General features: G+C 59.1%; 11 protein-coding genes. 6 read left to right on the plus strand and 5 right to left on the minus strand.

The genetic code is table 11. The features are described from left to right. Window positions 1-48: 48 nt before the first annotated feature. Both ACZRMH_RS06055 and ACZRMH_RS06060 read right to left on the minus strand, forming a co-directional pair. Window positions 49-1014, minus strand: a complete 966-nt coding sequence (locus ACZRMH_RS06055) for a FecR domain-containing protein (RefSeq protein WP_464012627.1) — start codon at window positions 1012-1014, stop codon at window positions 49-51. Further along, entirely contained in the window at window positions 1011-1499 is a 489-nt protein-coding gene (locus ACZRMH_RS06060) for a sigma-70 family RNA polymerase sigma factor (protein WP_464012628.1), read from the minus strand. Before ACZRMH_RS06060 ends, ACZRMH_RS06055 begins: the two co-directional genes overlap by 4 nt. A 177-nt stretch (window positions 1500-1676) precedes the next feature. Here ACZRMH_RS06060 and ACZRMH_RS06065 point away from each other — a divergent pair, with 177 nt between their 5' ends. The 4 genes from ACZRMH_RS06065 to ACZRMH_RS06080 all read left to right on the plus strand — a co-directional run bounded on the left by ACZRMH_RS06065 (window position 1677) and on the right by ACZRMH_RS06080 (window position 7225). Continuing rightward, window positions 1677-2237 carry an RNA polymerase sigma factor gene (locus ACZRMH_RS06065; protein WP_464012629.1) on the plus strand — a complete coding sequence of 187 codons (561 nt, stop codon included), beginning with the start codon at window positions 1677-1679 and terminating at the stop codon, window positions 2235-2237. Then, entirely contained in the window at window positions 2234-3220 is a 987-nt protein-coding gene (locus ACZRMH_RS06070; protein ID WP_464012630.1) for a FecR family protein, read from the plus strand. The genes ACZRMH_RS06065 and ACZRMH_RS06070 overlap by 4 nt, the downstream gene beginning before the upstream one ends. Window positions 3221-3690: 470 nt before the next feature. After that, window positions 3691-6111 (plus strand): TonB-dependent siderophore receptor, encoded by a 2421-nt coding sequence (locus ACZRMH_RS06075; RefSeq protein ID WP_464012631.1) that lies wholly within the window; start codon window positions 3691-3693, stop codon window positions 6109-6111. A 223-nt stretch (window positions 6112-6334) separates the two neighbouring features. Then, complete coding sequence (locus ACZRMH_RS06080) at window positions 6335-7225, plus strand: EamA family transporter (protein WP_464012795.1); 891 nt, start codon at window positions 6335-6337, stop codon at window positions 7223-7225. A gap of 17 nt (window positions 7226-7242) precedes the next feature. On the opposite strand, the gene ACZRMH_RS06085 is transcribed toward ACZRMH_RS06080, so the two are convergent. Then, window positions 7243-8115, minus strand: coding sequence for a helix-turn-helix transcriptional regulator (locus ACZRMH_RS06085; protein WP_464012632.1), 873 nt, complete (start codon window positions 8113-8115; stop codon window positions 7243-7245). 134 nt (window positions 8116-8249) lie between these two features. Here ACZRMH_RS06085 and ACZRMH_RS06090 point away from each other — a divergent pair, with 134 nt between their 5' ends. After that, window positions 8250-9146 carry a DMT family transporter gene (locus ACZRMH_RS06090; protein ID WP_464012633.1) on the plus strand — a complete coding sequence of 299 codons (897 nt, stop codon included), beginning with the start codon at window positions 8250-8252 and terminating at the stop codon, window positions 9144-9146. A gap of 30 nt (window positions 9147-9176) precedes the next feature. Here ACZRMH_RS06090 and ACZRMH_RS06095 read toward each other — a convergent pair whose 3' ends face one another. Both ACZRMH_RS06095 and ACZRMH_RS06100 read right to left on the minus strand, forming a co-directional pair. Beyond that, window positions 9177-10166, minus strand: coding sequence for a 2-hydroxyacid dehydrogenase (locus ACZRMH_RS06095; RefSeq protein ID WP_464012634.1), 990 nt, complete (start codon window positions 10164-10166; stop codon window positions 9177-9179). A gap of 77 nt (window positions 10167-10243) precedes the next feature. Beyond that, entirely contained in the window at window positions 10244-11167 is a 924-nt protein-coding gene (locus ACZRMH_RS06100) for a LysR family transcriptional regulator (protein WP_464012635.1), read from the minus strand. A gap of 125 nt (window positions 11168-11292) precedes the next feature. On the opposite strand from ACZRMH_RS06100, the gene ACZRMH_RS06105 reads away from it, so the two are divergent. Then, window positions 11293-12039, plus strand: coding sequence for a 3-oxoacyl-ACP reductase family protein (locus ACZRMH_RS06105; RefSeq protein WP_464012636.1), 747 nt, complete (start codon window positions 11293-11295; stop codon window positions 12037-12039). Window positions 12040-12053: the final 14 nt, after the last annotated feature.

Genomic DNA, 12053 nt, shown 5'->3' on the forward strand with positions numbered 1-12053 from the left:
TTTTGAAATTAATGCAGATCCCTTGTGGGAGCGGGTTTTGGTGTGTGGTCAGGCTCTTGCTTCTACCGTTACCCAGTACCGGGTAAAGCGTTTGATCCGCACCGGCAAGCTGACCGTGAGCAGGTCCAGAACCCGCTCACTGTCGTCCACCGGGTAGGTGCCGGAGATGAGCAAATCTGCGACTTTCGGGTCGCAGTTGAGCTGGCCACGACGATAGCGGCCCAGTTCACCGAGAAAGTCAGCCAGACGCATATGGGCGGCTACCAGCATGCCGTCGGTCCAGGCGCCGCTCCCGGCATCCAGCGGATGTGGCGGGTTCCAGGCCTGGCGGTTGAAACTCAGTTGCTGATGGCGCTCAACCCATAACGGGCTGCCCGGGTGTGCCGTGGGCGTGAGCGCAACCCGGCCATCAAATACCGCGATCTCGGTACGGTCGGTGAACTGACGCAGATTCAGGCGTGCGCCCTGTGGCTGCAAGCTGCCGTCGGCGGTCAGTACCTGCAAGGGCCGTGAATCCTGGGCTGCGGTCAGCAGTATTTCGCCTTCGAGCAGGCGGATTACCCGCTGCTGAGCATCGAATTTCACATCAATCGAACTGGCGGTGTTGAGCTGGATCTGACTGCCATCGTGCAATTGCACTTTGCGCCGCTGGCCCACCGGGCTGCTGAAGTCTGCCAGTAGCGGGGTGATGGGCAGTTGATCACGCAAGCCATAGGTCAGCGCGGACCCTGCGCCCAACAACAGCAGTAGCTTCAGGGCCTGGCGGCGACTGCTGCTTTTCGGCGCATTAAGGGCCGCGTGGGCCAGCGGCGACGACAGGCCGCGCAAGCGCTGGTTGATCCGCTGAATATGATCCCAGGCCCGCTGGTGTTCACTATGGGCCTGCAACCAGTGTTCCCATACCTGCTGACGCTGTGGGCTGAGGGCACCTTCCTGCATTTCGATCAGCCAGCTTACGGCTTGCTCGGCGACGGCGGAACCTATGTCCGCTGGTGCATTGAACGCGCCGTTCACAGGGCGAAGTAGCAGCGCAGGGCTGCCTTGCTCAAGTGGCGTTTGACCGTGGCCACCGAAACGCCCAGCCGGGCACCGATTTGGGCATGGCTCAGGCCATCGATCTGGGCCAGCAAAAAGGTCCGTTTAACCGGGGAGGGCAGGCCATCGAGCAACTGGTCCAGCTCCATCAGGGTTTGCAGAATGATTGCCCGCTCTTCTTCGCTGGGCGCAACCAGCTCTGGCATCTCGGCGAGTGCCTGCAGATAAGCGCGTTCCAGATCCTGGCGGCGGTAGTGATTGAACAGCACACGCTTGGCGACCACGGTCAAAAAAGCCCGGGGTTCGTTCAGGGTTGGGGTTTCGCGAGCGGTCAGCAGCCGCATAAAGGTGTCCTGGGCCAGGTCGGCGGCACTCTGCGGGCAGCCCAGCTTGCGCCGCAACCAGCCCGTGAGCCAGCTGTGGTGGTCCTGATACAGAACCTCGACGGTGTTTGACTGCGGCAACGACCACTCCAGCTGCGCTGAAAACGCTTTAGAGAACAAGAATTGTTCGCATTGTAGAGGTGGCTGATTGCATTGAGCAATTACCACTGATCAATGTTGTGGGTACTGGCCGTCATCTGCTTTTGCATATGAGAATATTTATCATTAGTATCGCTTTCCTTTTTGACCTGCGCACCGATGTCCATGACCCCGCCCGAACTCAAGGATGGCCCCGCTAGCGAACCGCGCCATGGACGGGCGCATTTTCTGCAGGTGTTTCTCAGCCAACGTCCGCAAATGGAAGCCCTGGTGAGCCGCCGCGTGGGTTGTCGGGCCACGGCTGCCGACCTGGTCCAGGACTTGTTCCTGCGTTTCTGGCGTCGGCCGCTGGTGCAAGTTGAGGAACTCAGCACTTATTTGCTGCGTTGCGCGGGCAATATCGCCATCGACCATTTGCGCAGCGAAGGCACTCGCGGGCGGGCCAGCCAGCACTGGCAGCCGGAGGTGGATGCACGAAGCAGCGAACCGCAAGCGGCACTGGAGGCGGGCAATGATTTGCGTCAGGTCGAGGCGGCCTTGCGCGGTTTGCCCGAGCGCACGCGGCATATCTTTTTGCTCAACCGGATTCACGGTCGCACCTATGCCGAGATCGCCAAGGTCATGGGCGTGTCCCAAAGTGCCGTCGAAAAACATATGATGCGCGCCCTTGAGGCCTGCAAGGCCAGTTTGCGTGAACCGCCATCAGGGACAGCGTTGTGAGCAGCCATTCGAAAATCCCCGTCACCCCCGAGCAGGAGTGCACCGCGCTGGCATGGCTCAGCGTGTTGCACGATCAGCCCGACAGCGGTGATCAGGCCACTTTCAGCCGCTGGCTGCAGGCCGATCCTGCCCATGCTGAGGCTTATGCCCAGGCGCAAGTGGTGTGGGAACTGAGCGAAGTGGCGGGCAGCACCCTGGCGGCCGAAGAAGCCCTGGTGATGCAGGGGTATCTGAACGCGATGAACACATCCCGACGTAGCCGCCTGTGGCACTGGTCCGGCGGGCTGGCCGTTGCGGCATGCTTGCTGATGATGGTCGGCGTGATTGCCGGTTGGCAGCCCGCGCGGTGGGTGGATGATCTTGGGGCTGATTATGTCAGCGCACCGGGGCAAGTGCGTACGCTGGTGCTGGCCGATAAATCACAGGTCACCCTCGATGCCGACAGTGCCATTGCGGTGAACTTCAGCGGTGGCGAGCGGCATGTGCAGTTGCGCCGTGGCGTGGCGTTTTTTCATGTCACCCATACCGGCGAGCCATTTGTTGTGGATGCCCAAGGCGGCGAAGCGCGGGTATTGGGCACTGAATTTGAAGTGCGCCTGCAACCGGGTGGTGCGCAGGTGACGGTGTTGTCCGGGCGGGTAGGGGTCAAGGCCAGCAAGGATGGAACGCAGCAGGTTCTTACTGCGGATCAGCAGTTGGCCTACGACGCTGGCGTGACCGATACGCTGCATCGCGTCGACAGCCAGGCCCGACTGGGTTGGCGCTCGGGCTGGCTGACCTATTACAAGACGCCGCTGGCCGATGTGGTGGCGGATCTCAAGCGTTACTACCCTGGGCAGATACTGTTGCTTGATAGCCAGTTGGGTGCACAGCGCATCAGCGGCAGTTTCCCGAGCAAAGACCCGCAGGCAGTGCTCAACTCGTTGCAAGGCGTGCTGGGGTTTGAACAGCACAAGATGTTTGGGCTGATTGTTTTGCGCTGACTGCTCCCCTCACCCCAACCCTCTCCCGGAGGGAGAGGGGGCCGACCGAGTCGATTCCAGATTCGATGTAATAACTTCAGATTGCAGAAAATCTCAAGCATCTCCCAATTGACTTCCTCTCCCTCCGGGAGGGAGAGGGAGCCGGCCGATTCGATTACAGATTCGATGTATTACCTTCAGATTGCAGAAAGTCTCAAGCATCTCCCAATTGATTTCCTCTCCCTCCGGGAGGGAGAGGGAGCCGGCCGATTCGATTACAGATTCGATGTATTACCTTCAGATTGCAGAAAGTCTCAAGCATCCCCCAATTGGCCCCCTCTCCCTCTGGGAGAGGGCTGGGGTGAGGGAAAAGGGTTAAACACCCAATTATTTTTCAACCGCAGGTGAGGTAACCCCCACCCCCATCCGTGTAGTGCTTGAAAATGCGAAAAATTCGTATTCCGTATCGAGTCGACACACAGGTCATGAGCATGAAGTCCAGGGCAAGTTCGGTGAAACAGTGGTTGGGCGCTTCTGCTTTTTTGATGGCGGGACTGGCGCTGAGTCCGCTGTGCGTGGCAATCGCAGACGAGGCCACGCAACAGCAGGTCGCCGCGATGTTCGATTTCAACCAGCCGGCCAAACCGCTGCCCCAGGCCCTGAACGATTTTTCCCGCCTTACCGGCCTTAGCGTGGTCTACACCGATGAAGCGCCCTTTGGCCTGCAAGCCCCTGCGATCAAAGGCCATATGAGCGCGGATCAGGCCTTGCAACGTCTGCTCGCGCAGTCGGGCCTCACGGTGCGTCGTACCGATGCCAATACCTTTGCCCTCGAACCCCAGCCCATGGCAGGTGCCCTGAATCTGGGCGCTACCAGCATCACCTCGCAGGCAGCAATTGACACCAGCTATCAGCCACCCGCGAATACATCAGTCATGCGCGGCACAGGATCGAACATGGAGATCCCGCAGACCGTCAACGTGGTCGCCGCCCAAGTGATTCGCGACCAGGCACCGCGCAATCTGGATGACGCCCTGAACAACGTCAGCGGCATCACCCAGGGCAACACGCTGGGCAGCACCCAGGACTCGGTAATGAAGCGCGGTTTTGGTGACAACCGCGACGGTTCGATCATGCGCGATGGCATGCCGCTGGTGCAGGGCCGGGCGATGAATGCCACCACCGAGCGGGTCGAAGTGCTCAAGGGGCCAGCTTCGTTGCTCTACGGGATTCAGGACCCGGGCGGGGTGGTCAACGTGGTCAGCAAAAAGCCACAGCTGGAGCAGTACAACGCGCTGACCGTGCGCGGCTCCACCTATGGTTCCGGCAAGAACGGCAGCGGCGGCAGTCTGGACAGCACCGGCCCGCTGGGTGATTCGGGGCTGGCGTACCGGATGATCATCGACCACGAAGACGAAGATTACTGGCGCAATTTCGGTGTGCATCGTGAAACACTGATTGCCCCGTCGCTGGCCTGGTATGGCGACAACACCCAGGTGTTGTTGGCTTATGAACACCGCGAATTCCTGACCCCCTTCGACCGGGGCACGGCGATCAACCCGGCCACCAACCATCCGCTGGATATCCCGGCCACACGGCGGCTGGATGAGCCGTTCAATAATATGGAAGGGCGCTCGGACCTGTATCGCCTTGAAGTCGATCACGACCTTAACGACGACTGGAAAGCCCATTTCGGCTACAGCTGGAACCGCGAAACCTACGATGCCAGTCAGGTGCGTGTCACCAAGGTCAATGCTGATGGTTCCCTGACCCGTAAAATGGACGGCACCAAAAATGCCATCACCACTGACCGTTTTTCCACCGTCAGCCTGCAGGGCAAGGTGCAGGCCGCGGGCATGCAGCATGACCTGGTGTTCGGCTTCGATGACGAGTACCGCAAAATCTATCGCGCCGATCTGATCCGTCAGGACAGCATATCCAAGTTCTATTATGACAACCCGGTGTATGGCAATGAAGTTGCCGGTACTACGGTCAGCGCCAGTGACAGCAACCAGACCGACTTGCTGCGCAGCGATTCATTGTTTGCCCAGGACTCCATTCACCTGACCGACCAATGGATTCTGGTGGCTGGCGCACGCTTTCAAAAATACGATCAGTTGGCCGGCAAAGCCATTCCGTTCAAGGTCAACACTGACACCAACGGTGTAAAGTGGGTTCCTCGAGCCGGACTGGTATACCGCTACACCGATGAACTGTCGTTTTATGGCAGCTACACCGAATCATTCAAACCCAACTCCACGATCGCACCTCTGACCGGTGGGGTGGTGCTGGATTCGGCCATTGCGCCGGAGCAGTCAAAATCCTGGGAGCTGGGCGCCAAGCTTGATATTCCGGGGCGTATCACCGGTACGGTGGCCCTGTACGACATCAAAAAGCGCAATGTACTGGTGTCCTCCACCGTGGACGACGTCACCGCCTACTCAGCGGCAGGTGAAGTCCGTTCGCGTGGGCTGGAACTGGATGTCAGCGGCCAGTTGAGCGACAACTGGAGCCTGATCGGCAGCTATGCCTGGACCGATGCCGAAGTGACCAAAGACACCACCTACCAGGGTATGCGCTTGCAGAACGTGGCTAAAAACAGCGGTTCGCTGTCAGCGGTGTATGACTTTGGCAGCATCGTCGGCGGCGACAACAAGCTGCGAGTGGGCGCGGGGGCCCGTTATGTGGGCGAACGGGCAGGGGATGCACTGAACGATTTCGACCTGCCGGGCTATACCGTGGCGGATGCGTTCGCTACCTACGACACCCGGATCGAAGGGCAGAAGGTCAAGTTCCAGGCCAACGTCAAAAACCTGTTTGACCGCACCTATTACACCTCGGCGGCCAGCCGTACATTTGTTTCCATGGGTGATGCGCGGCAGTTGACCTTCTCCAGTACGCTGGAGTTTTAACGACTTTGTCCTGTTTTTAGGTGTCTCTGACTTCCTACAAGAAATAAGGAAATGTCACTAATAACGCTTTAAGTTGACCCTCTAACTCCTTCAAAGCTACGAAGTCGAAAAATCAACAGGTGCGGGCTCTTCTCGCACCTGTTATCAACCACTTCTCTGCGCTATCTCCTGCGCAATACCAGTCATGCAAGGCCTCGCCCACCACCACGAAGGCTACTCATCAATGAAACCACTACACGTAGTATTGGCTGTATTGATCACGGCAATCTGGGGTGTCAACTTCTCGGTAATCAAGCTGGGGTTGGCAACCGTAGATCCGTTTATTCTTGCGGGCATCCGCTTCAGTCTCTGTGCGTTGCCAGCGATTTTCTTTATCCGCAAGCCCGATGTGCCCTGGCGGTACATCATTGGTTACGGGCTGCTGTTCGGCATCGGCCTGTGGGGTATCGTAAATCTGGGTATCAAGGCAGGACTCTCGGCAGGTATCGCCTCGCTGGTGCTTCAGTTCAGCGCATTCTTCACCATCCTGTTGGGTGGATGGGTGTTCAAGGAAGCGCTTACACGCTTTCAAGTGCTGGGCATGCTGATCGCACTTGTCGGGCTTACGTGCATCATCATGGTCAGCGATGGCTCAGTAAGCCTGTCAGGCGTGTGTCTGGTGCTGGTTGGCGCGGCCTCGTGGAGCGTCGCCAATATCATCAACAAAAAGGCCAGTACCAAGGATGTCTTCGGCTTTCTGGTCTGGTCCAGCGCCTTTTCGCCGATTCCTCTGTTCGCTCTCGACTACGCGGTTAACGGCAGCTCCGGGTATGTCACATTCGTCAACCAGGTCGACACGACAGCGGTGCTGTCGATTCTGTTTCAGGTTTATCCCAATACCCTGTTTGCCTACTGGATTTGGAACTCGCTACTCAAGACGTACCCGGTTTCAACCGTAGCGCCACTGTCGTTGTTGGTTCCGATCTTCGGCATGCTCGGATCGGTTTTAATATTCAACGAAAGTGTGCCGTTTAATAAATTACTGGCAGTGGTTCTGATTGTGCTTGGTTTGGCAGTTGGTCTTTATGGGCAACGTATTTTCAATATTATGTTCAAACGTTCTGAACCTACTTGAATATGAATAGGCGTTGATTACTTAAACACCGCCCGATACTCCCCCGGCGTCCCGCCCAGGCTTTGCTTGAAGCGGTTGGCAAAGTGGCTGGCGCTGGCGAAGCCGCAGGCCAGCGCTACATCGCCCACCGCCAGGGTGCTGTTGCGCAGCAAGTGGCGGGCGCGAGCCAGACGCCGGGCCAGCAGGTATTGATGGGGCGGCACGCCGAAGCTTTGGCGAAACATGCGCGCAAAGTGATACGGCGACAGCGCACACTGCCCCGCCAGTTGGCCGATGCTTAGCGGCTCGGCCAATTGGTGCTCGATAGAGTCGATCAACTGGCGCCGTTGGTAGGCCGCCAGCCCGCCCTTGAGTTGCAATCCATCACGCAAACCCACCTGGGATAGCACGGCATGGTCGAGCAGGGCGCTGGCCATGCTGCTGGTGAGCAGGCGCTCGCCGGGTTCTTCCCAGTTCATGCTGATCAGTTGGTGAAAGCGCCGGGTTTGCTGCTCGTCATCCTCAAAGGTGATTTCACGCAATTGCAGTTCCCGTGGTTCGCGATCGAGCAGGGCGATGCAGCCCAGGGCAAACTGCTCCTGGCTGACATACACATGGGCCAGGCGAATCTCGCCATTGATCACCCACGCCGACCGGTGCCCGGCAGGCAGCACGCAAAGCTTGCCCGGCGCACCTTTGGCTGCGGGCGTCTCGCGACGAAAGGTGCCGGTGCCCCCTGAGAGGTAACACGACAGGGTGTGGTGGGTCGGCGCTTCGTAGTCGCGGGTGTCGTGGTGATTGCTCCACATGGCCGCAGCCATGCCGTCGCCCAGCTCGGCGCTGTGCTCCAACCGTGCATTGGGCGAGCGGCCCATGGCTTGAAAGACTTGCAGGGATTGCAGTGTGTGCATGGTCAGTTCTCCAACGCTTTGCATCCTACTCCGTCGCGTCCCGGCTGCCAGCCCCAGGCCAACAAAAGCGCAAGAATCTGCAAGCGCGCGCACAAGCCTGGGCACAGACTGCAAGCCATTGTCTGGAGTGCGCCATGAATCTGTTTTTGTATGTATTGACCGTGCTGATCTGGGGCACCACCTGGATTGCCCTGAAGCTGCAACTGGGGGTGGTAGCCATACCTGTGTCCATCGTTTATCGCTTTGGCCTGGCGGCGCTGGTGCTGTTTGCCGTGTTGTTGCTTAGCCGCAAATTGCAGGTGATGAACCGGCGCGGGCATTTGATTTGCCTGGCTCAGGGGCTGTGCCTGTTTTGCGTCAACTTTATGTGTTTCCTTACCGCCAGTCAGTGGGTGACCACGGGGTTGATTGCGGTAGTGTTTTCTACTGCCACGCTATGGAATGCACTGAATGCGCGGATTTTCTTCAAGCAGAAAATCGCCAGTAATGTCATCGCCGGTGGGGCCTTGGGGCTGTTCGGGCTGGGCTTGCTGTTCTGGCCGGAGTTGAGCGGGCATACCGCTACACCGCATATCTTGCTTGGCCTGGGCCTGGCGTTGATCGGCACCCTGTGTTTTTCGGCGGGCAACATGCTGTCGAGTTTGCAACAGAAGGCCGGGCTCAAGCCGCTGACCACCAATGCCTGGGGCATGTTCTATGGCGCAGGCATGCTGGCGCTGTACTGCGCGGTTAGCGGCATCCCGTTCGATATGGAATGGAACACGCGTTATATCGGCTCACTGCTGTATCTGGTGATACCGGGTTCGGTGATCGGTTTTACGGCGTACCTGACTTTGGTCGGGCGCATGGGGCCGGAGCGCGCGGCTTATTGCACGGTACTGTTTCCGTTGGTGGCGCTTAACGTCTCGGCTTTTGCCGAAGGCTACCAGTGGACCACCCCGGCGTTGGCCGGGCTGGTGCTGGTGATGCTGGGTAACGTGCTGGTGTTTCGCAAGCCCAAGCCTGCGGCGCTGCAAACCAGGATGGCGTGAGAGCAGTACACAGTTAAAGGCAAAAAACGATCAGCCCTTGAACACCTGCGGGTTGACCAGATCCTGCGGGCGCTCGCCCAGCAAGGCGCTGCGCAGGTTGGCCAGAGCACGGTTAGCCATGGCCTCGCGGGTTTCGTGGGTGGCTGAACCGATATGGGGCAGGGTGACCGCATTCTTGAGCTGGAACAGCGGTGATTCGCTCAACGGCTCCTTCTCATAAACGTCCAGGCCCGCGCCACGGATGGTGCCGTTCTGCAGGGCTTCGATCAGCGCAGCCTCGTCAACCACCGGGCCACGGGAGATATTCACCAGGATTGCACTTTTTTTCATCAGGCCCAGTTCGCGCTGGCTGATCAGGTGTTTTGTTTTCTCGCTGAGTGGCACCACCAGACACACGAAATCAGACTCTGCAAGGAGCTGGTCCAGGCTGCGGAACTGTGCGCCGAGTTCTTGTTCAAGCCCGGTCTTGCGGCTGTTGCCGCTGTACAGGATTGGCATGTTGAACCCCAAGCGGCCACGACGTGCCACGGCCGCGCCGATATTGCCCATGCCGACGATACCCAGGGTCTTGCCATATACATCGCTGCCAAACAGGGCGGGCGGCACGCTGGCTTTCCACTCGCCGGCCTTGGTCCAGGCATCCAGCTCCGCTACGCGGCGGGCGCTGCTCATGATCAGGGTAAACCCCAGGTCGGCGGTGCTTTCGGTCAGCACGTCCGGGGTATTGGTGAGCATGATGCCGCGCTCGTTGAAGTAGTCGACATCGTAGTTGTCGTAGCCCACCGATACGCTGGAGACCACTTCCAGTTGCCTTGCATTTTCCAGCTGCTTGCGGCCCAGCTTGCGACCGACGCCGATCAAGCCGTGGGCATGCGGCAGCGCCTCATCGAATTGGGCATTGATATCGCCCAGCTTGGGGTTGGGCGCGATGACATTGAAGTCCTGCTGCAGGCGCTCGATCATCGCAGGGGTGACACGGCTGAAGGCGAGTACGGTTTTTTTTGTGCTGGAAAGGCTCATCGGAACAAGGCTCATCGGCTGTCGGGAATGTAAGCACGCTAACATTCATTGCCGATTATTGCAGCGCCCCTGCGTGTTCAGATCGCGCTAAAGCGCCGTGCCAGCTCCTGCTCGCCGAACTGCTCGATGATGAAGTCGACAAAAACCCGGGTTTTCCCGGGTAACAGTTTGTGTTCGGCGTAGTAGATCGAAATATTGCCGTCGTCGACATACCAGTCAGCCAGGACGCGCTGCAGTTCGCCGCTGCGCAGGTAGGGAACGGCAAAGGGCATGCTCACCAAAGCTACTCCAAGGCCTTGGGATGCGGCAACGCAGGCGGCCTGGGAGTCGCTCATGGTCATACGTGCCTTGAGGCTCAAGGGCGCTTGTTCACGGGTACGACTGGTCAGTTGCCAGGTGCGCACGCGGCCGGTTTGCGGGGAACGGATCAAAATGCCGTAGCAGTGCTCCAGGTCGACGGGGGTCAGGATGGCCGGGTGTTGCGCCAGGTAGTCGCCAGACGCGACCAGTACGCGGTGGGCTGGCGTCAACCTGCGCGCCACCACACCTTGCGGCAGCTCGAAGCCGCCACCGATGGCCGCGTCGAAGCCTTGGCCGATCAGGTCGATCTGGCGGTTATCAAAGTGCCAGTCGGGAGTGATTTCCGGATAACGGCGTAAAAATTCGCCCAGCAGCGGCACGATGTACATCACGCCGGTGAGTACGCCCATGCTGACTTTGAGTGTGCCCACGGGTCGGCCTTCGGCGCTGGCAAGGTTCGCCACTGCGTTCTGAATGGTCGTCAGGCTTGGCCCCACCTCCGCCAAAAACAACTTGCCAGCTTCGGTCAGGGTCAGGCGACGGGTGCTGCGCTGGAACAAGCGCACACCGACCCGGCTCTCGAGTTTGGCAACACTTTTGCCCACTGCCGCCGGTGTCAGGCTCAGTCGACGGGCTGCTTCAGCAAAGCTGCCGACTTCTGCGCTGCGAATGAAACATTCGATACTGCTAAAACTTTCCATGGTCGCCATTCACAACTTTTGGTTTACACAGACTATAGCAATCACGGTCTACCCGGTTTGCCGGGCGAGGTTAATACTCGGCTTCATTGCCAAGGCATCGGGCCTTGCAGCATCGGGAGTTGCACATGAGTACTTCAAACCTTCACGGTAAAGTCGCCTTGATCCAGGGCGGTTCACGAGGCATCGGCGCGGCGATCGTCAAGCGTCTGGCAGCCCAGGGCGCAGCGGTTGCCTTCACTTACGTCAGTTCTGCAAGCAAGGCACAGGACCTGCAAAACAGCTTGATTGCCAGTGGCAGCAAAGCGTTGGCGATTCACGCCGACAGCGCTGATGCCCAGGCAATTCGGGACGCGGTTGACGCCACCCGCAAAGCGTTCGGGCGTCTGGATATTCTGGTTAACAACGCAGGCGTACTGGCCGTTGGGCCGCTGGAGGATTTCAGCCTGGAGGACTTCGACCGCACCCTGGCCATCAACGTGCGCAGCGTTTTTGTCGCCACCCAGGCTGCTGCCAGGCACATGACCTCAGGCGGGCGCATCATCAACATAGGCAGCACAAACGCCGAGCGCATGCCGTTCGCTGGCGGCGGGCCGTATGCCATGAGCAAGGCTGCACTGGTGGGGTTGACCAAAGGCCTGGCCCGCGATCTGGGGCCGCGCGGTATTACCATCAATAACGTGCAGCCGGGGCCGGTGGACACCGACATGAATCCGGCTTCAGGCGAGTTTGCCGAGAGCCTCATACCGTTGATGGCGGTAGGACGCTATGGTACGGCAGAAGAGATTGCCAGCTTTGTCGCTTATCTGGCAGGGCCGGAAAGTGGCTATATCACCGGTGCCAGCCTGATGGTGGATGGCGGATTCAGCGCCTGATATGCACAAGGCGT

It is taken from the genome of Pseudomonas sp. B414, from assembly GCF_055408445.1.